General features: G+C 57.9%; 17 protein-coding genes. 8 read left to right on the top strand and 9 right to left on the bottom strand.

Going from position 1 to position 18,849, the window contains the following annotated elements; translation table 11 throughout:
• Positions 1 to 176: 176 nt before the first annotated feature.
• From fdhF to ACR0DJ_RS13960, 3 genes are all read right to left on the bottom strand, one after another.
• The gene (gene fdhF / locus ACR0DJ_RS13970) at positions 177 to 2,960 is read right to left on the bottom strand and encodes a formate dehydrogenase subunit alpha (RefSeq protein WP_480685338.1); all 2,784 of its coding nucleotides are present in this window, start codon (positions 2,958 to 2,960) and stop codon (positions 177 to 179) included.
• Positions 2,961 to 2,973: 13 nt separating this feature from the next.
• The gene (locus ACR0DJ_RS13965; protein WP_480685337.1) at positions 2,974 to 4,677 is read right to left on the bottom strand and encodes an NAD(P)H-dependent oxidoreductase subunit E; all 1,704 of its coding nucleotides are present in this window, start codon (positions 4,675 to 4,677) and stop codon (positions 2,974 to 2,976) included.
• An 85-nt stretch (positions 4,678 to 4,762) separates the two neighbouring features.
• Complete coding sequence (locus ACR0DJ_RS13960) at positions 4,763 to 5,644, bottom strand: LysR family transcriptional regulator (protein WP_170344938.1); 882 nt, start codon at positions 5,642 to 5,644, stop codon at positions 4,763 to 4,765.
• 214 nt (positions 5,645 to 5,858) lie between these two features.
• Here ACR0DJ_RS13960 and ACR0DJ_RS13955 point away from each other — a divergent pair, with 214 nt between their 5' ends.
• Positions 5,859 to 6,251 carry a GFA family protein gene (locus ACR0DJ_RS13955; protein ID WP_480685336.1) on the top strand — a complete coding sequence of 131 codons (393 nt, stop codon included), beginning with the start codon at positions 5,859 to 5,861 and terminating at the stop codon, positions 6,249 to 6,251.
• 78 nt (positions 6,252 to 6,329) lie between these two features.
• Here the strand turns inward: ACR0DJ_RS13955 and ychF are convergent, their stop codons facing one another.
• The gene (ychF, locus tag ACR0DJ_RS13950) at positions 6,330 to 7,427 is read right to left on the bottom strand and encodes a redox-regulated ATPase YchF (RefSeq protein WP_170344936.1); all 1,098 of its coding nucleotides are present in this window, start codon (positions 7,425 to 7,427) and stop codon (positions 6,330 to 6,332) included.
• A gap of 202 nt (positions 7,428 to 7,629) precedes the next feature.
• Between ychF and ACR0DJ_RS13945 the strand changes: the two genes are divergently transcribed.
• The 7 genes from ACR0DJ_RS13945 (at position 7,630) to ACR0DJ_RS13915 (ending at position 13,659) form a co-directional block, all read left to right on the top strand.
• Complete coding sequence (locus tag ACR0DJ_RS13945) at positions 7,630 to 8,118, top strand: acyloxyacyl hydrolase (protein ID WP_257600188.1); 489 nt, start codon at positions 7,630 to 7,632, stop codon at positions 8,116 to 8,118.
• A gap of 78 nt (positions 8,119 to 8,196) precedes the next feature.
• Entirely contained in the window at positions 8,197 to 8,988 is a 792-nt protein-coding gene (gene trpA, locus ACR0DJ_RS13940; protein WP_170344934.1) for a tryptophan synthase subunit alpha, read from the top strand.
• A gap of 147 nt (positions 8,989 to 9,135) precedes the next feature.
• Positions 9,136 to 10,302, top strand: coding sequence for an alpha-hydroxy acid oxidase (locus tag ACR0DJ_RS13935; protein WP_480685335.1), 1,167 nt, complete (start codon positions 9,136 to 9,138; stop codon positions 10,300 to 10,302).
• Positions 10,303 to 10,552: 250 nt separating this feature from the next.
• Positions 10,553 to 11,206: a 50S ribosomal protein L25/general stress protein Ctc gene (locus ACR0DJ_RS13930; RefSeq protein WP_170344932.1), complete on the top strand. Its 654-nt coding sequence runs from the start codon at positions 10,553 to 10,555 to the stop codon at positions 11,204 to 11,206.
• Between the two features lie 141 nt (positions 11,207 to 11,347).
• Complete coding sequence (gene pth, locus ACR0DJ_RS13925; protein WP_170344931.1) at positions 11,348 to 12,028, top strand: aminoacyl-tRNA hydrolase; 681 nt, start codon at positions 11,348 to 11,350, stop codon at positions 12,026 to 12,028.
• A gap of 83 nt (positions 12,029 to 12,111) precedes the next feature.
• Complete coding sequence (locus tag ACR0DJ_RS13920; RefSeq protein ID WP_480685334.1) at positions 12,112 to 13,275, top strand: serine hydrolase domain-containing protein; 1,164 nt, start codon at positions 12,112 to 12,114, stop codon at positions 13,273 to 13,275.
• A 9-nt stretch (positions 13,276 to 13,284) separates the two neighbouring features.
• Entirely contained in the window at positions 13,285 to 13,659 is a 375-nt protein-coding gene (locus tag ACR0DJ_RS13915; protein ID WP_425079820.1) for a DUF2237 family protein, read from the top strand.
• Between the two features lie 52 nt (positions 13,660 to 13,711).
• On the opposite strand, the gene ACR0DJ_RS13910 is transcribed toward ACR0DJ_RS13915, so the two are convergent.
• From ACR0DJ_RS13910 to ihfB, 5 genes are all read right to left on the bottom strand, one after another.
• Complete coding sequence (locus ACR0DJ_RS13910; protein ID WP_480686276.1) at positions 13,712 to 15,307, bottom strand: Ig-like domain-containing protein; 1,596 nt, start codon at positions 15,305 to 15,307, stop codon at positions 13,712 to 13,714.
• A gap of 732 nt (positions 15,308 to 16,039) precedes the next feature.
• The gene (gene trpB / locus ACR0DJ_RS13905) at positions 16,040 to 17,287 is read right to left on the bottom strand and encodes a tryptophan synthase subunit beta (RefSeq protein WP_170344927.1); all 1,248 of its coding nucleotides are present in this window, start codon (positions 17,285 to 17,287) and stop codon (positions 16,040 to 16,042) included.
• A gap of 235 nt (positions 17,288 to 17,522) precedes the next feature.
• On the bottom strand, positions 17,523 to 18,164 hold the full coding sequence (locus tag ACR0DJ_RS13900) for a phosphoribosylanthranilate isomerase (RefSeq protein WP_480685331.1): 642 nt from the start codon (positions 18,162 to 18,164) through the stop codon (positions 17,523 to 17,525).
• A gap of 11 nt (positions 18,165 to 18,175) precedes the next feature.
• Positions 18,176 to 18,526 (bottom strand): lipopolysaccharide assembly protein LapA domain-containing protein, encoded by a 351-nt coding sequence (locus ACR0DJ_RS13895; protein ID WP_170344925.1) that lies wholly within the window; start codon positions 18,524 to 18,526, stop codon positions 18,176 to 18,178.
• Positions 18,527 to 18,533: 7 nt separating this feature from the next.
• Complete coding sequence (gene ihfB, locus ACR0DJ_RS13890; RefSeq protein WP_050603110.1) at positions 18,534 to 18,818, bottom strand: integration host factor subunit beta; 285 nt, start codon at positions 18,816 to 18,818, stop codon at positions 18,534 to 18,536.
• Positions 18,819 to 18,849 lie beyond the last annotated feature (31 nt).

The following is an 18,849-nucleotide window of genomic DNA, read 5'->3' as shown; positions in this document are numbered from 1 at the left end:
ATTTCGTTGGTGGTCGCGATGCCATCGCCAGTGCTGAAACTTGCGTGGTGCTGCGGCCAATTGATGACCCAACGAATTGCCGGGGCAAGTCAGATGGGGCAATCGTTTGAACGACGGCGCGGAAAAAAAAAGCGGCCCCCTGCCAGAGGCCGCCTTCGCTCAGTCTGGCCGCGATCTTATTCCGCTGCCATCGCATCCTCGATCTTTTCGACACGAATGGCCGAGAATTTGAACTCGGGGATCTTGCCGTAAGGGTCGATGGCCGAATTCGTCAGGATGTTCGCCGCCGCTTCGACATAGGCAAACGGAATGAACACCATGTCTTCGGCAATGGCCCGGTCAGCGCGCACCATGATTTCAATCGAACCGCGACGCGTGGTCAGGCGGATCATTTCGCCCGGATCAATTCCCATCAGCTTCAGAGTGCGCGGGTTCATCGAGCAGTTGGCCTCGGGCTCGACCGCGTCAAGAACCGTTGCCCGGCGGGTCATTGAACCGGTATGCCAATGTTCCAGCTGACGGCCGGTGGTGGCGATCATCGGGTATTCGTCATCGGGCGCCTCATCGGGCGGGATGACGCTGGCCGGTGTGAACCTTGCTTTGCCGCCCGCGCGGGGGAAACCATCACCGAACACGATTGACTGGCCGGGATCGGTTTCGCTGAGCGAAGGATAGGTGATCGTCTCGGTTTCCAGCCGTTCCCAGGTGATATTGTCCAGCGACTCCATGGTCAGTTTCATCTCGGCAAAGACCTCAGACACATCGGTATAATCCCAGTTCAGACCGATCCGTTGTGCCAGTTCGACTGTGATCTTCCAATCCTCGCGTGCCTCACCCGGAGGAGCCACGGCCGGACGGACACGCTGAACCTGACGGTTGGTGTTCGACACCGTGCCGTTCTTTTCATACAGCGCCGAGGCCGGCAGGATGATGTCCGCATAGTTCGCGGTTTCGGTCAGGAAGATGTCCTGCACGATCATCAGGTCCAGCTTGGCCAGCGCCTCACGTGCGTGGCCGACATCCGGATCGGACATGGCCGGGTTTTCACCCTGAATGTACATGCCCTTGATGTTGCCCGCATAGGCTTGGTCGATGATCTCGGTGACGGTCAGGCCCTTCTCGTTCGAGAAGTCGTCCGAGTTCCAGACACTGGTGAACTGCGCGCGAATGCTGTCATCGGTAACAGTCTTGTAGTCCGGCAGGAACATCGGGATCAGACCTGCGTCCGACGCGCCCTGCACGTTGTTCTGCCCCCGCAGCGGGTGCAGACCCGCGCCCGGCTTGCCCACATTGCCCGTCATCAGGGCAAGGCTGATCAGGCAGCGCGAATTGTCGGTGCCGTGGATATGCTGGCTGACGCCCATGCCCCAGAAGATCAGACCGGCCTTGGCCTGCGCAAAGGTGCGCGCAACGCGGCGCAGCTGATCCGGTTCGATGCCGCAGATCGGTGCCATCGCCTCGGGCGTGAACTGGCGCAGGTGCTCTTTCTCGGCCTCCCAGTTCTCGGTCCAGCGGTGGATGTACTGGCTGTCATACAGCTCTTCCTCGACGATCACGTTCATGATCGCGTTCAGCATCGAGACATCGGCACCGGGCCGGAATTGCAGCATTTCGTCGGCAAACTTGCGCATACCAACGCCGCGCGGGTCCATCACGATCAGCTTGCCGCCGCGCTTGGCGAACTGTTTGAAATAGGTCGCCGCGACGGGATGGTTTTCAATCGGGTTGGCGCCGATGATGATAACCACGTCCGAATTTTCGACCTCATTGAACGTCGCGGTCACAGCACCCGAGCCGACATTCTCGATCAGAGCGGCAACAGACGACGCGTGGCACAGCCGCGTGCAGTGGTCGACATTGTTGTGCTTGAAACCCTGACGGATGAACTTCTGGAACAGATAGGCCTCTTCGTTGGTGCATTTGGCCGAACCAAAGCCCGCAACGCTGCGCGGGTCTTCGTCGCGCAGGGCTTTCAGCCTGGTTGCGGCCAGATCCATCGCCTCGTCCCAAGTTGCTTCGCGGAAATGGGTGCCGATGTTACCGGGATCGACGTTCAGCCCCTTCTCGGGCGCGTCCTCGCGCCGGATCAACGGCTTGGTCAGACGATGCGGGTGGTGGATATAGTCGAACCCGAACCGGCCCTTGACGCACAGACGGCCTTCGTTTGCCGGGCCGTTGATACCCTCGACATACTTGACCTTGCCGTCCTTGACCTTCAGCGAAACCTTGCAGCCCACGCCACAGAACGGGCAGACGCTTTCGGTCTCAGAGTCGTAATCCTTGCTGTCGCCCTGCTGTTGGTCGTCCAGCACGGTTGCAGGCATCAGGGCGCCGGTCGGGCAGGCCTGAACACATTCACCACAAGCGACACAGGTTGAATCGCCCATCGGGTCGTTCTGGTCGAACACCACCTGAGCGGTATGCCCGCGACCAGCCATGCCGATCACGTCATTCACCTGCACGTCGCGACAGGCGCGGACACAGAGGTTGCAGTTGATGCAGGCATCCAGATTGACCCGCATCGCCACATGGCTGTCATCCAGCAGCGGAATCTTCTCGGGCTCTTTCGCCGGGAAACGGCTGTCGCTGACATCGTTCAGCTTGGCCATGTCCCAGAAGTGGCTCGATTTGTCATGCGCCACCTCGGGCTGGTCGGCCACCAACAGTTCCATGACCATGGCGCGCGATTTCTCGGCGCGGTCACTGTCGGTCTTGACCACCATCCCGTCAGCAGCCGGGCGGATGCACGAGGCGACCAGCGTGCGCTCGCCTTCCACCTCGACCATACAGGCGCGGCAGTTGCCATCGGGTTTGTAACCCGGCGCCGGTTTGTGACACAGATGCGGTATCACCAGCCCACGGCCATTGGCCGCTTCCCAGATGGTGGTCCCTTCGGGCACGGTGACGTCATCGCCGTTCAGGTTGAAGGTGACGGTTTTGTTTGGGCTTGCATCAAGCATGGCTCTGTCTCCCTCAGATCTCATTGGCGAAATGTTTCATGACCAGGCGGATCGGGTTCGGGGCCGCCTGCCCCAGGCCGCAGATCGAGGCATCGCCCATCACCTGGCACAGATCTTCCAGCAGGTCTGTGTCCCACGTGTCGGCCTGCATCAGCTTCACCGCCTTTTCGCAGCCCGCACGGCAGGGGGTACACTGGCCGCAGCTTTCGTCCTCGAAGAACCGCAGCATGTTCAGCGCCGCATCGCGGGCGGTGTCCTGATCGGACAGAACCACAACCGCAGCAGACCCGATAAACGTGCCCAGTGGCTGTAGAGTGTCAAAATCGAGCGGGACGTCGTCGATGCTGGAGGGGAGAAGACCTGACGACGGCCCGCCCGGTTGATACGCCTTGAACACATGACCTTCGGCCATGCCCCCGGCGGCATCAATCACGTCAAGAATGGTCGACCCTGCCGGCAGCAGGTAGACGCCGGGCTTCGCCACCCGGCCCGAGACCGAATAACTGCGCAGCCCCTTGCGACCATTCTTTTCAACAGAATTGAGGATCTCCGGGCCTTCCCGGCAAACCTTGGATACCCAGTAGAGCGTCTCGACATTGTGCACCAGCGTCGGCCGGCCGAATACGCCGACCTGTGCCACGAAAGGCGGGCGGTGACGCGGCAGGCCCTTCTTGCCCTCGATCGACTCGATCATCGCGGATTCTTCACCGCAGATATAGGCACCCGCACCGCGGCGCAGGTCGATATAGCCAGGCTCAACAATTCCGGCATCTTCCAGCGCGGCGATCTCGTGGCGCAGAATTTCCAGAACCGCAGGGTATTCGTCACGCATGTAGATAAAGCAGGTCTCGGCCTCGACCGCCCAGGCGGCGATCAACATGCCTTCAAGGAAGACATGCGGGGTGCGTTCCAGGTAATAGCGGTCCTTGAACGTGCCGGGTTCGCCCTCGTCCCCGTTCACGGCCAGGTAACGCGGGCCGTCATTCATGCGGACAAAGCCCCATTTCTTGCCCGACGGGAAACCTGCACCACCCAAACCGCGCAGGCCCGAGGCCAGAACCTGTTCCTGAACCTCTTCCCAATCGCCGCCCTCGCGCAATTCATTCAGCTTGGCGTAACCGCCATTCACGACATAGGCCGAGAAGGTCTCGTAATCAGGCAAATGGGCATGGGTGTCATCCGCAGCAATCGCGGCCTGCACCTTTTCGAGGGTCGCGTGGTCGATATGGTTGTGACCGATTTCCAGCACCGGCGCGGTGTCGCAGCGCCCCATGCAGGGCGCGCGCAGAACGCGCACTTCGGACGGGTCCAGCCCATCCTCCAGCGCTTTTTTCAGCTGTTGCGCGCCGGCCATTTCGCAGGACAGGGAATCACAGACTCGAATGGTCAGCGCGGGCGGCGGTGTTTCACCTTCTTTCACCACGTCGAAATGGGCATAGAAAGTCGCGGTCTCGTAGATCTCGGCCTGCCCGATCCGCATCTCGACGGCCAGCGCGGCGATATGGTCGGCGCTGATATGACCGTGCGTGTCCTGAATCAGGTGCAAATACTCGATCAGCAGGTCGCGGCGGCGTGGGCGGTCGCCCAGCAAGCGTGCAATTTCAGCCTGCGCCTCATCCGTGAACTGACGACCTTTGGGCGTGTGCCGCCCCTTGCCTTTACCTGACTTCCAGACGCCCTTGGGTGCGCCTGATGGCTTGGTGTCTAATGGTGCCATTATGCCCTCCGATTCAGGCCCCGTGTCTCATCAGGCTAGCATATCGTCAAATCGCTTTTTGCAATCACACGATAACGACATCTTATCACCGTAAAGACGTCACCACAGCGCGCAGCGCCTGCACCGTTGGCAGTTCTGGATCGCGGCTTCGTGTCGCCAGACAAATCGGTTTGCTGACAATGGGCTCGATCAGCGGCAGCACCTTTGTCCCTTTCAACTCGCCCAATGCCCGCACAAGGACACGGGGCACAACCGTGGCGGCCAGCCCCTCGCGTGCCATCACCATCGAAGCGGTAAATCCGCTGGTTTCGGCAACCACGTCCGGGTACAAACCCTGATCTTCGAATACATGATCCAGAATACGCCGGTTCTGCATCTGGGGCTCGAGCAGACTTAGCGGGAATTCGGCCACGCGCGCCCAAGGTATCGGACCGGTTTCGTCCGTCATGTGCGACGGGACCAGCAAGACATAGGTTTCCTCGTACAAAGGTTGCACCTGTCGCAGATCGGTCCCGATGCTGTCGCCATATGTTATCCCGGCATCCAGGCTACCTTCATCCAGCCGGTGTTGAATGGCGGTGGCAGACATGGTTTCGATGCGCGTAACGATGCGCGGATGCGCTTGTCGAAAGCGTTTGGTGAGGCGCCCGGTAAAGGCGATGGCCGTCGGAATCACGCCCAAAATCAACGTGCCGGTGATCTCGCCTCTGGTGGCCAGCACCTGCTGCTCGAGTGCCTTGGTGTCGTCGAGGATGCGCCGCGCCCGCTGGACGATCATCTCGCCCTCTTCTGTCAGACCCTGAAACCGGTTGGCCCGACGGACGATGGACACGCCCAGCCGATCCTCGAGGTTGCGTATGCGCATGGAAAAGGCGGGCTGCGAAATCCCGCATTCCTCTGCCGCCTTGGCAAAATGCCGATGCCGTGCCAAGGCACTGAGCAATTGCAGGTCGCGAATTTCGATCATCTCAGGGCGTTCCTGTTGGCAGGTCGTTCGTCAGAGTATCGGATATTCGACGGAGGAGAAAAGAGCACAAATTTTGCACCGGCTGCGACTTGTGATTCCCGAACTCAAGTCATTTGCCATGCAGGATCAGTTAAACGCATGATGGCCTCAACCAAGCGAAACTAAGCTGACAAAACCCGGAAGTTGTCTTAACTTCCAGAGGCGGAGGTTCAGGATGACGGAACGAATAACAGGTGGGTGCAAATGTGGTCTGGTTCGCTATGCAGGCACCCGACTGAATGTGCCAATGTTTCGTTGTCACTGTCGCGACTGCCAGCAACTCACAGGTTCGGGGCATTCAGAGATGATGCCACTGGTCCTTGGCTCTTTTGAAGTAAGCAATGCTTGCAAAACGTACGAAATGCTGGGCGGGTCGGGCAAACCAACGTTCAGCGGCTTCTGCCCGAACTGTGGAGCGCAGCTTACAAGGCGCAGCAGTCTTATGAATGATCGTATCTATGTTCACGCATCGTCGTTGGATGATCCGCGAAAATACAATCCAGAAAAATCAATCTATCAGGAGTCTGCGCAATCCTGGGATGCAACCTCAGTCGTCGAACAGACGTAAAAGCACAGGACAGTTCAATTCCTGATTTGAGTTGGCGGGCCTCGATACACCAATGCGATTCCGGGTTGTGACGCAATCTCAGGTATTGAACAGGAAATGCATCACATCGCCATCCTTGACGATGTAGCTTTTTCCTTCGGCCCGCATCTTTCCCGCCTCTTTCGCCCCTTGCTCGCCGTTGCAGGCGATGAAGTCGTCATAGGCGATGGTCTCGGCGCGGATGAAACCCTTTTCGAAATCACCATGAATGACACCAGCCGCCTGCGGTGCGGCAGTGCCGGTGCGGATGGTCCAGGCGCGGGCTTCTTTCGGACCGACCGTGAAATAGGTTTCCAGCTTGAGCAGGTCGTAACCGGCACGGATCAGACGGTCGAGGCCGGGCTCTTCCAGACCCATTTCCTCAAGGAACATCTGCGCCTCGTCCGCTTCAAGCAGGCTGATCTCTTCTTCGATCTTGGCGCTGATGATGACATGAGAGTTGCCTTGGGCGGCAGCCATCTCGGCGACCTTCGCCGAATATTCGTTGCCTTCAGCGGCTTCTTCCTCGGACACGTTGCAGACATAAAGAACCGGCTTGGTGGTCAGCAGCTGCAACATCTTCCAGGCCTTGGTGTCCTCGTCCGAAACCTCGACCAGACGCGCAGGTTTGCCGCTCTCCAGCATCTTTTGCGCTTCGGCAAGCAGGCGGTCCTGCTGTTGTGCCTCTTTGTCGTTGCCTTTCAGCTTGCGCACCAGGTTGGCACGGCGCTTTTCGATGCTTTCCAGATCGGCCAGCATCAGCTCGGTCTCGATGGTCTCGGCGTCGGCCACAGGATCGATGCGGCCTTCTACATGGGTCACGTCGCCATCTTCGAAACAGCGCAACACATGGGCGATGGCATCGACCTCGCGAATGTTTGCCAGAAACTGGTTCCCCAGCCCCTCGCCTTTCGAGGCCCCTTTCACCAGACCGGCGATATCCACGAATGTCATGCGCGTCGGGATGATCTGTTTTGACGATGCGATTGCGGCCAACTTGTCGAGCCGCTCATCCGGTACGGCCACATCGCCGACGTTGGGCTCGATCGTGCAGAACGGGAAGTTCGCGGCTTGCGCGGCAGCGGTTTTGGTCAACGCATTGAACAGGGTCGACTTGCCCACGTTCGGCAGACCCACGATTCCCATCTTAAAGCCCATAACGGCCTCCTGCATAGAATACGAACGCAGCTTCTATGCAGGTCCGCATCAATGCGCAAGTGATTGCCGGACTACTTTGTTCGAGTCCCTTCGGCCACATCACGAAATTGTTCTCAAATCGTGTTCTTGTCGGTGCTCAAAAACGAAGGGTAGGATAAACAATTAACATAGCGCGACCAAATAAAATGGCAGAAAGACAATAATGGAAAAGCTCCTTCTTGGGGCCGTATTGACGGTCTCCACATTTGCTGCGGCCCAGGCTCAAACGGTTGTTTTTGGTGCTGGATATGCTGATTATTCCGAAGACACATCCGAGGATCAGGGCCTGATTTCACTTGAATATCAGCACAGCCCGTTTCACCAGGCAGCCCGGTTCAGCGCGGGTTGGGGGGCCGCATTGTCGGTTGATGAAAGCGGGAATACACATGTCGGCGCAGGCCTGATCGGCCTGTATTCGCTGAACGAGCGGTGGTTTGTCGAAGGCAGCGTCATGCCAGGCTATTATCACGCCAGCGATGACAAGAACGACCTGGGCGGAGACTTTCAGATCCGCAGCCTTCTGGGCCTTGGATACAGCCTGAACAACGGCAACAGAATGTCGGTTGCGATCACGCATAAATCCAACGCCAGCACCAATGATGAGAACCCTGGTGTAAACGCGGTTCTGCTGCGGTATCATCTGGGCTTCTGACCTATTCCTGCGTTGGCGGGATTGATTTTCGGTCAAAGTTTCTGCACACGGGTCCAAACCCGAGTGCAAGGACATCCGATGACCCGTATCGACGCTAAGTTTGCCGCCCTGAAAGCCGAAGGAAAGAAGGCTTTTGTTGCCTATGTGATGGCAGGGGACCCAGACTATGACACCTCGCTCGACGTGGTCAAAGGCCTGCCCGGTGCCGGTGTGGACATTATCGAACTGGGTTTGCCCTTCACTGATCCGATGGCGGATGGCCCCACCATTCAGGCGGCGGGCCAACGCGCGCTGGATGGCGGGATGACGTTGCAGCGCACATTGGATCTGGCCCGCGCGTTCAGGGAAACAGACGACACAACGCCAATTGTCCTGATGGGGTACTACAACCCGATTTACAGCCGGGGTGTTGAGGCCTTTCTGGCCGATGCCAAAGATGCCGGTATTGACGGGCTGATCATCGTCGATCTGCCGCCCGAGGAAGACGAAGAGCTTTGCCTGCCTGCTCAGGCGGCCGGGCTGAACTTCATTCGTCTTGCAACACCTACCACGGATGACCAGCGCCTGCCGCGCGTTCTGCAAAACACCTCGGGCTTCGTGTACTACGTCTCGATCACCGGCATCACCGGTGCGGCCGAGGCGCAGGCAACGGATGTGGCCCCCGAGGTTGCCCGCATCAAGGCCGCGACCGAACTGCCGGTGATCGTGGGCTTTGGCATCAACACGCCCGAGAAATCCCGCAATATCGCGTCTGTGGCAGATGGTGCCGTAGTCGGATCGGCAATCGTCAGCCAGATCGGTGCAGGCAAACCGGTCGACGAAGTGCTGGGTTTTGTAAAGTCCCTGTCGGATGGCGCCCACAGCGCCTGATCCGGCGGTTAAAACAACACGCTCGAAAGCCTGCCGCAGAGTGCTCTGCGGCAGGCTTTTTTGACCGCCCGACACAAGGCCAGATCATTGCAGCCTTTGACATGCATTGGTAAGGAAAACGAACCAGTAAGTTCGGAGGTCTGAGTCATGCCTGTGATAACCAATGTTGAAGACCTCAGGCGCATTTACGAGCGTCGCGTGCCGCGGATGTTCTATGATTACGCTGAAAGCGGCAGTTGGACGGAACAGACATTCCGCGAAAACAGTTCCGACTTTGAAAAGATTCGCCTGCGCCAGCGGGTTGCCGTTGACATGTCCGGACGTTCGACTGCCTCGGAAATGATTGGGCAGCAGGTCTCGATGCCGGTTGCGCTGGCTCCGGTTGGTTTGACGGGGATGCAGCATGCGGACGGAGAGATGAAGGCTGCAAAAGCTGCCGAAGAGTTTGGAGTACCCTTCACCCTTTCAACCATGTCGATCAACTCGATCGAAGACGTGGCCGAGCACACCGAAAAACCATTCTGGTTCCAGCTCTATACGATGAAAGACGCTGACTATGTCAGCCGTCTGATACAGCGGGCCAAGGACGCCGGGTGTTCGGCGCTGGTGATCACTCTGGATCTGCAGATTCTGGGCCAACGGCACAAAGACCTGAAGAACGGCCTGTCCGCACCACCCAAGCTGACCGCAAAGACCATCGCGAACTTGATGACCAAATGGGCCTGGGGCATTGAAATGCTGGGGGCCAAGCGGCGCGAGTTCGGCAACATCGTGGGACATGTGCAAGGTATCTCGGACGCGTCTTCACTGGGGGCCTGGACCGCTGAACAGTTCGACCCCACCCTCGACTGGAGCAAAGTCGAAAAACTGATGGAACAGTGGGGCGGAAAGGTGATCCTGAAGGGGATACTCGACGCGGAAGATGCCAAAATGGCGGCCAAGCTTGGGGCCGATGCCATTGTCGTGTCGAACCATGGCGGACGTCAGCTGGACGGCGCGCTCAGCTCGATCCGGGTATTGCCCGAGATCATGGACGCTGTTGGCGATGATGTCGAAGTGCATCTGGACAGTGGTATCCGCTCGGGTCAGGACGTGCTCAAAGCGTTGGCGCTGGGGGCCAGGGGGACGTATATCGGCCGCGCATTTGTTTATGGGCTGGGCGCCATGGGCCAGAAAGGCGTCACCACCGCGCTGGAAGTGATCCAGAAGGAACTCGACACAACAATGGCGCTGTGCGGTGAAAAAACCGTCGGCGCGCTGGGGGCGCACAATCTTCTGGTACCTGAAGATTTCGGCGGTCGTTGGCAAGGTTGATTCCGCGGGAGTTTTTGGGGCTCTGCCCCCGCCGCCCGTTCCGGGCGCCTCCCCCGGGATATTTGTGGCCAGATGAAGCAGCGGACCCTTCACTGATCTGGCAAAGAACACTTCGGAACGCGCGGCTGAGCCCCACAAAACGACAAGCCATGAATTACCCCTTTCCAAACCGGATGAATCGAGATAAGGACGCGGCTTCACGCGGGTATACAGCCTTGGAGGATACCCGCCCTAACATTGGAGAATTATCATGGCTGGAGAGATTCCTGATCTCGTAGCTCTGGAACGGACGGGGACAGGCAAGGGCGCCGCTCGCAAAACACGCCGCGAAGGCATGGTTCCGGGCGTTGTGTTTGGCGGCGACAAAGATCCGCTGCCGATTCAGATTCCGTTCAACGAACTGTTCAAGCGCCTGAAAGCCGGTCGCTTCAAGTCGACCCTGTGGAACCTGAAGGTCGAAGGCCATGAAGACGTTCGCGTCATCTGCCGCGACGTTCAGCGCGATGTCGTCAAAGACCTGCCGACCCACCTGGACCTGATGCGCCTGCGCCGGACCACCAAGATCGCACTGTATATTCCGGTTGAATTCATCAACGAAGATGAAGCCCCCGGCATCAAGAAGGGCGGCGTGCTGACCGTTGTCCGCCCGGAAGTCGAGCTGTTGTGCACCGCAGGTGACATTCCTGAGAAGATCACCGTTGATGTGGCCGGAATGAACATCAACGACGTCGTCACCATTTCGTCGGTTGACCTGCCCGAAGGCACCAAGCCGACCATCGACCGCGACTTCGTAATCGCAAACGTCTCGGCACCGACCGGTCTGTCCACGAGCGACGACGAAGAAGGTGAAGAAGCGGAAGTTGCAGCCGATGAAGTCGAAGTCGTCGGCAAAGAAGAAGAATAAACCCGGATCAAACGTCTGGATTTTGAAACGGGGTTCTGACGAGCCCCGTTTTTTTATGGTCAACACACGCAGCGCTGGCTGGATTTCCATGGCAATTCCGGGCATCACATAGCCTCGAGGCTACAGAGGCGGAGCATGGTCATGAAACTCTTTGTCGGATTGGGAAACCCGGGACAGAAATACGCCCGGAACCGGCACAACATCGGGTTTATGGCCGTGGACCGGATTGCGGAAGACCATGGGTTTGGCCCATGGAAATCCAAGTTTCAGGGCGAAATCTCGGAAGGGCGGTTGGGCTCTGAAAAAATCCTGTTGCTGAAACCGCAGACCTTCATGAACCGGTCCGGTCAATCCGTGGGTGAAGCGATGCGGTTCTACAAGCTCGAGTCCACTGATGTTGTCGTGTTCCATGACGAGTTGGACCTCGCCCCGGGCAAAGTGCGGGTAAAGGCGGGCGGTGGACATGCGGGGCATAATGGTCTGCGTTCGATTCACGACCATATTGGCGCCGCCTATGATCGTGTCCGGCTTGGGATCGGACATCCGGGGCGCAAAGAGATGGTCTCGGCTTATGTCCTGAGCGACTTTGCGAAATCCGAGGCGGACTGGCTGGATGACGTCCTTCGGGGTGTTTCAGACGGAGCGCCCCATCTGGCGCGGGACGATGGTGGAAAATTCATGAACGCGGTGGCCTTGCGCACTGCGCCGCCCCGGTCGTCCAAGACGGCTGCCCCGAAAGCCGAAACCGCGCCTAAGGCACCTCCTGAACCACCGGCCGACGAACGGTCCGCCATGCAAAAGCTGTTGGACAGGTTCAAATAGCGCGTCGCCCTCTTTCCGTAACGTCGGCGTTGCGAAAGCGGGACGTCCGCGTTCCAATACCCGCAAACAAGGGAGGCTATGCGATGCGGTCCATATTGAAGTGGGTTCTGCGCATTGTGCTGGCGTTGGCTCTGGCCGCCGCTGCCGTTGGGCTTTGGAAACGCGAAGAGTTACAGCGCCTGATGGCGGTGAACTCTCTGTTTGCCGAGGACAGGATCGTTCACAACTTTTCCCACATGGATGAAGCATTTCTGACCGTGGATCTGCCACGCGGAAACGCCCCAACATGGGAACTGCCCTACGGCGCAGGTTTCGATCTTCCTGAAGGCACCGACACTTGGATCAATGAACGCTCTGTCACTTCTTTGCTCATCATGCACAACGGCAAGATCCGGTTCGAGGAATACTATCTGGGCACCGGTCCCGATGACCGCCGGATTTCCTGGTCAGTGGCAAAAAGCTATCTGTCGGCGCTTTTCGGCATTCTCCTGCAAGAGGGCGCAATCGAGTCGTTGGATGATCCCGTCGTCAAATACGCCCCCAAACTTGCAGACAGCGCATATGACGCGGCGACAATTCGGAACGTTCTGAACATGGCCAGCGGCGTCACGTTCGACGAGGATTATCTGGACCCGAAGTCTGACATCAACAGGATGGGCCGTGTGATTGCCCTGGGCGGTGAACTGGACGATTTCGCAGCCTCATTGCAGGATAGTTTCGCACCGCCCGGTGAAACCTGGCAATACGTTTCCATAGACACTCATGTTTTGGGCATGGTGATACGCGGGGCGACCGGTCGCAGTGTTGCGGATCTTTTGACGGAAAAAATCCTTCAGCCCCTGGGCCTTGAGCGCGACGGATACTATGTCACCGACGGCGCTGGTGTCGCCTTCGTCCTGGGTGGTTTGAACTTCACGACACGTGACTTTGCGCGGTTTGGACAAATGATCCTGCAAGATGGGGTATTGAACGGTCGGCAAGTGGTGCCCGCCGACTGGATATTCGAGGCAACTCAACCCAGCGCCCCGACCGCTCAGGGGAAGATTGGGTATGGGTATCAGTGGTGGATTCCACGAGGCGCGCATGAGGGAGAGTTTCTGGCCCGGGGCGTGTATGGGCAATACATCTATTTCAATCAACCTCGCGGCGTTCTGATTGTGTCTACCGGCGCTGATCGGAAATTCCGCGACACTGGCGTAAATGACCAGAATATCGAAATGTTCCGCAAGATCGCAGAAAGCCTGTAAGGTGCCTTCATGCAAAAGCAAGACAGTATCAATGTACTTGGCGGTGTTCTGGCGCCCTGCTCACGCGATCCTCTGACCGGGTTCTTTCGGGATGGTGCATGCAATACCTGCCCCGAGGATCAGGGCAGCCATACCGTTTGTGCCGTGATGACGGCCGAGTTTCTGGCATTCTCGAAATACGTCGGCAATGATCTGAGCACGGCTCGGCCCGATTTCGATTTCCCGGGCCTCAAGCCCGGTGACAGCTGGTGTCTGTGTGCCGGCCGGTTCCTACAGGCCCATGACGAAGGATGCGCCCCAAAGGTTCACCTGGAGGCGACCCATCAACGCGCGCTTGAGATTGTGCCGCTTGAGATCTTGCTTCAGAACAAGGCGAATGCCTGACAGCCATTGCGCCCGGGCGAGACCTGATCCGCGATCCAGTCTCGCCCCAAGGTCAGAATGACATTTGCCAGATCAGGCTGATGCTGTAGTTTTCGAAACCGCTTTCACCGATGCCATCGTAGAACACGTTTGCAGCAAGCAAGCTGTTGTTTTCCAGCCGGTAATCCAAGCCCAGATCCGCGCGGGCACGGGCGGTGTCGCCAATCGGTGTCACGCCCGGGGCGGTGCCGGTACCGGAAGTCGTGCTCCAAATACCTGAAAGCCCGCCCGTCAGCATCATCTCTCCGCGTGACACTTGCAGCGGGTGGCTGAAATCCATACCCAGCCGCGCCGTCGTCAAACTGAAATCCTGCTGTGGGATCAGATTGCCCAGACTATCGGTATAAGCTTTCTGATCGTCACTGGCATAGCTTACGTCCAGCAATGGCATCAATGTCAGGGCACCACGCTTTATCTCACCGGTCACGCGCGACTGGACCAGCCAGCGATCACTGTCGAAACTGTCCTCGTAGGTGCCAAACGGTGAGATGTTGTTGTCGGCTTGTCCATAAAGAACACGCCCCTCGAAAAACACCGCATGATTGGGCATTTTTGCCACCACATAGGGACCAACCAGCCAGCCCGTACCATCCACGCTGGCCGGGCCGTTTTCCGTTTCGGCATAGTCGAACTGAAGCATGGCTCCGATCAACAGGTTCGAACTGACCTGACGATGCGCCCCGACAACAGCCAGTGCATAGGAGCTATCAAAATCATCCTGCGAGCTCCAGTTGCCGGTCACACTGAACCAGACGGGGCGCGACGGATCACTGGCGAAATTCAGATACCCTGAGCCCTGCGTGACAGACGTGTCCAGAACACCCGACCCGGAACGTTGCAGAAACTGGGTCAGTTTCGGCTGGTTCGTCACAAGGCTGTTGGCCCGGGCGTTCTGAAACGCCTGAATCTGACGTTGAGCATTTGTCACGGCCTGAAGCGTGCTGACCCTGTTTGATTCCAGGTTCAGATTTCCAGCCGCGTCCGAGAACACCCCTGCGGGAATGAAAAGCTCGATGGTGCCGTTGTTCTGGGGCGTCAAAGTGGCGACATAGCTGGTGCCGGACCCGGTCAGAGTGGCCGTTGCATTGGTGACGGACAGGTCGCCCACGGTGAAATCGGTGCTTGGTTCGCTCAGCGTAATGGTTGCTTGAAACGTTCCGCTGCCGGTCGGCGTCAAGGCTCCGATCGCTGCGGTCGGCTGCGTGGTATCCACCAGAACGCGCGTGTTGACGATTTGGGTGTTTGTTACACCAGACAACGCGATCTCATAGCGATAAAGCGGCCCGCCGACGGATTCGCGTGCGGTGAACGTAATCCCCAGATACCCGTCAGCCGCATAGGTGGAATCCGCGCCATCCTGGCTGAGAATGGTCGCGCCGATATAGCCCAGAGAAGCAAGGCCGGCAGGCGTGATTGCAGTCAGGTTCAGAATGCTGTTGTTGAAATAGAAACTGCCGCCGGGAACCTGCCCCGATCCCCCCAGGGACACAAAGGCAGTGCTTGAAGGCGGGATATTGTTGAAAAAGATACTTCCCCCATTCGGTGTCGGAATCGAGGTTATGATGAAGCCGCCCCCAAGGGCCGCGCCCTGTTTCGCGCTTCCGATCATGAGTGCTGAAATCAGAAAACAGAGGCACAACAGCCTCGAAATAACGGACCTAACCATTTTACCTCCTACAACACCGCGAGGGTGCTAAACACCAGGGTATCCGGGCAGTTTTACTGTGCCCCGAACCGCGTCATCCATTGTCCCATCCATTGCAGAGACGCCCCTGAACCGGCCGCAACACCGCCAGTTACCCAATAGTTAATTCAATTTGGAGACGCTGTATAGAATTGGAAACGACTCAACTTTGGCGTGCGGGCCACATGGCCGTGCACAAACCGCAAGGCAAAGGTGAAAAATGCCGTAAAACACTTCGGACCCCGGTGTTTTCAGGGTGTCTTCATCGCGAAAGGCCACGACAAGCCGTGACTGTGCAAGTCACAAGCTCAAAATGTGCCGGTGACAAATTCTCGGCTTCTGCCGGAGTATTCGCAACAATCTCAGGTAGAGATAGCAACTGGCAGCCGTCGGGAAACAAAATGCGCGCACAATGAATGATCCAGGTTTCACGGCAGGCGGCGATTCCTCCGGCTTCTGACTTGTCTTCACATGCATCTTGGCGGCGATCTTTGTTGCAGGGCAACCTGCTTTCGGCGGACATGTCACATGTTTGACTACCCTGCACGTCCTGCTTTGGACATTCAGGACGTTTCGCCTTGAAAAAAATGTTTTCAAGGCTGCTTGAGCCATCAATCCCAAGACAGAGCAACCGGGACACGCCGCCCCGGTTTCCAATCAATCTGCCGAACGGCCTTCGGTATCGGACATGTCGAAGTTCAGATATTTGGCCACGGTCTGAACGTCCTTGTCTCCGCGACCACACATGTTCATGCAGATCAGATGATCTTTGGGCAATTCCGGTGCGATCTTCATCACATGGGCCAATGCGTGGCTTGGCTCGAGCGCCGGGATGATCCCCTCGGTTGCACAGCACAGCTGGAACGCCTCAAGCGCTTCCTTGTCGGTGATCGAGACGTAATTCGCACGGCCAATTTCGTGCAGCCAGGAATGCTCGGGCCCGATGCCCGGATAGTCCAGCCCGGCCGAGATCGAATAACCTTCGAGAATCTGACCATCGTCATCCTGCAACAGATAGGTCCGATTGCCATGCAGCACGCCCGGCCGACCGCCGGTCAGGGAAGCACAGTGTTCCATTTTCTCGTTCACACCTTTTCCGCCCGCCTCGACGCCTATGATGTTGACGTCCTTGTCGTCGAGGAACGGGTAGAACAGGCCCATCGCGTTCGAACCGCCGCCGATGGCCGCAATGATCGTATCGGGCAACCGGCCTTCGGCCTTCATCATCTGCTCTTTCGCTTCCTTGCCGATGATTGACTGGAAATCGCGGACCATTGCCGGATAGGGGTGCGGGCCAGCCACGGTGCCGATGCAGTAGAACGTGTCACGCACATTTGTCACCCAATCGCGCAATGCATCGTTCATCGCGTCCTTGAGCGTGCCACGACCCGAGGTCACAGGGATCACCTCGGCCCCCAGAAGACGCATGCGGAATACGTTCGGGGCCTGACGCTGTACGTCATGTGCGCCCATGTAGACGATGCATTTCAAGCCAAACTTGGCACACACGGTGGCAGTGGCCACGCCGTGTTGCCCTGCCCCGGTTTCAGCAATGATCCGGGTCTTGCCCATGCGCCGCGCCAGAATGATCTGGCCCAGCACGTTGTTGATCTTGTGTGCGCCGGTGTGGTTCAACTCGTCACGTTTCAGATAGATCTTGGCGCCGCCCAGATGCTCGGTCAGGCGCTCGGCATGATACAGGGGCGACGGACGCCCCACATAGTTTGCCCACAAGTCATCCATCTCTGCCCAGAAGGTCGGATCATCCTTGGCCTTGTTGTATTCCTCTTCCAGCGACAGGATCAGCGGCATCAGTGTTTCACTGACAAAACGCCCGCCGAAGATGCCGAAACGTCCCTGTTCGTCAGGGCCGGACATGAAGGAATTGAAAAGATCGTTGGCCATGGGTGTCTCCCTCGTCGTATCTGTTGTTCATAGGTGGTGGCAGCGGGATTTGCCATGGGCAAAACGCATCATTCTGCCGCCTGCGTGCATTGACGCCAGACCTGTATCGCCTGCTCAGAGCTGGCGATACCGATCCATGGGAAGTAGTGAAAACTGTGCATATCGGCCAAGCGGTCTGTTGCCAGCATACCCCATCCCTCCGTTTCGAGAGATACGCAGCAAGTTGTGTATCAGATCACCCAAGAGCGGTTGCAAAGTTGCGGATCAAGTCCGCATCTTTCACACCCGGCGCACTTTCAACACCGGACGAGACATCCACCTGACGGGCACCTGTCATCCGGACAGCTTCGGCAACATTCAGGGGTGTCAGGCCACCGGCCAGCATCCAAGGGCGCCGCCAGTATTTCCGTCCGGCCAGCAGCCGCCAATCAAAGGCCAACCCATTGCCGCCCGGCAATTCGGATTCTCTGGGCGGTTTTGCATCGATCAGCAGTTGATCGGCCACTTCCGAGTAAAGATCGATGGCCGCCAGATCCTCGGCCTCGGCCACACCGATGGCTTTCATCACCGGCAAACCAAATCGCTCGCGAATTTCGGAAACCCGTTCGGGCGATTCCCTGCCATGCAGTTGAAGCATATCAAGCGGTACAGTCGAAACGATCCCGTCCAATTCTTCGTCAGTGGCATTCACGACCAAAGCCACCGTGGCAACGCCAACTGGGACCAGATGCGACAGTTCTACGGCACGCGAAACATCCAGATTGCGCGGCGATTTCGGGAAGAAAACAAACCCGACATAGCCTGCCCCGGCTTCGGCCGCTGCGCGCACGTGATCAGGTGCGGTCAGGCCGCAGATTTTGAACCGAACATCAGGCATAGCGATCAGGCTCAGCTCGCCTCATCCAGAAGGGCAAGAACGTCGTCCTTGCCTTCGTTTTGCTTTTTCTTGAGTTTCTTGACTTCGCGCTCAAGCTTGCGCACTTCGGTCTTCTTCACGGTCGCGTCGCGGCGGTGCTTGTGTTCCCGCAGCCATTCCCACAGGAAGCCAATAACCAATCCTGCTGCCACACCGCCCAAAACCACCAGAAACAGCGGCAGTGACGCGCTGAGGTTAAAACCCAGAAGCTCGGCCAGAGCATCCGGCATCAGTTTCAGTTCAACAGACTGAACATTGGCAAGAGACACGGAAATCAGAACGATCCCGAGGGCCGCCAGAAAAGCATATCGAAGGTAACGCATCATGGTGTCAGGCTTTACCGTTCAATCGATCCCTGAGCAACTTCCCAGTTTTGAAAAACGGTACACATTTTTCTTCGACCTGCACCGTTTCACCCGTGCGCGGGTTGCGCCCAACACGTGCGTCGCGTTTTTTCACGGAAAAGGCACCAAAGCCCCGCAGTTCGACACGGTCACCGCGCGCCATGGCGTCCGTGACTTCTTCGAATACGGTGTTCACGATCCGCTCCACATCACGCTGATAGAGATGCGGGTTTTCGTCAGCGATTTTCTGAATCAATTCTGAACGGATCATGCGTGATACCCTCCCAGGCAGCCGGTGTGAC

The organism is Ruegeria sp. BF10 (genome assembly GCF_056538725.1).
Note: the sequence above shows the minus strand (reverse complement) of the source record. Positions and strands in the feature narration are given on the sequence as shown.

Coding starts and splice junctions, on each gene's coding strand:
- fdhF (WP_480685338.1), bottom strand. CDS start 2,960: ATGCTTGATGCAAGCCCAAACAAAACCGTCACCTTCAACCTGAACGGC.
- ACR0DJ_RS13965 (WP_480685337.1), bottom strand. CDS start 4,677: ATGGCACCATTAGACACCAAGCCATCAGGCGCACCCAAGGGCGTCTGG.
- ACR0DJ_RS13960 (WP_170344938.1), bottom strand. CDS start 5,644: ATGATCGAAATTCGCGACCTGCAATTGCTCAGTGCCTTGGCACGGCAT.
- ACR0DJ_RS13955 (WP_480685336.1), top strand. CDS start 5,859: ATGACGGAACGAATAACAGGTGGGTGCAAATGTGGTCTGGTTCGCTAT.
- ychF (WP_170344936.1), bottom strand. CDS start 7,427: ATGGGCTTTAAGATGGGAATCGTGGGTCTGCCGAACGTGGGCAAGTCG.
- ACR0DJ_RS13945 (WP_257600188.1), top strand. CDS start 7,630: ATGGAAAAGCTCCTTCTTGGGGCCGTATTGACGGTCTCCACATTTGCT.
- trpA (WP_170344934.1), top strand. CDS start 8,197: ATGACCCGTATCGACGCTAAGTTTGCCGCCCTGAAAGCCGAAGGAAAG.
- ACR0DJ_RS13935 (WP_480685335.1), top strand. CDS start 9,136: ATGCCTGTGATAACCAATGTTGAAGACCTCAGGCGCATTTACGAGCGT.
- ACR0DJ_RS13930 (WP_170344932.1), top strand. CDS start 10,553: ATGGCTGGAGAGATTCCTGATCTCGTAGCTCTGGAACGGACGGGGACA.
- pth (WP_170344931.1), top strand. CDS start 11,348: ATGAAACTCTTTGTCGGATTGGGAAACCCGGGACAGAAATACGCCCGG.
- ACR0DJ_RS13920 (WP_480685334.1), top strand. CDS start 12,112: ATGCGGTCCATATTGAAGTGGGTTCTGCGCATTGTGCTGGCGTTGGCT.
- ACR0DJ_RS13915 (WP_425079820.1), top strand. CDS start 13,285: ATGCAAAAGCAAGACAGTATCAATGTACTTGGCGGTGTTCTGGCGCCC.
- ACR0DJ_RS13910 (WP_480686276.1), bottom strand. CDS start 15,307: ATGATCGGAAGCGCGAAACAGGGCGCGGCCCTTGGGGGCGGCTTCATC.
- trpB (WP_170344927.1), bottom strand. CDS start 17,287: ATGGCCAACGATCTTTTCAATTCCTTCATGTCCGGCCCTGACGAACAG.
- ACR0DJ_RS13900 (WP_480685331.1), bottom strand. CDS start 18,164: ATGCCTGATGTTCGGTTCAAAATCTGCGGCCTGACCGCACCTGATCAC.
- ACR0DJ_RS13895 (WP_170344925.1), bottom strand. CDS start 18,526: ATGCGTTACCTTCGATATGCTTTTCTGGCGGCCCTCGGGATCGTTCTG.
- ihfB (WP_050603110.1), bottom strand. CDS start 18,818: ATGATCCGTTCAGAATTGATTCAGAAAATCGCTGACGAAAACCCGCAT.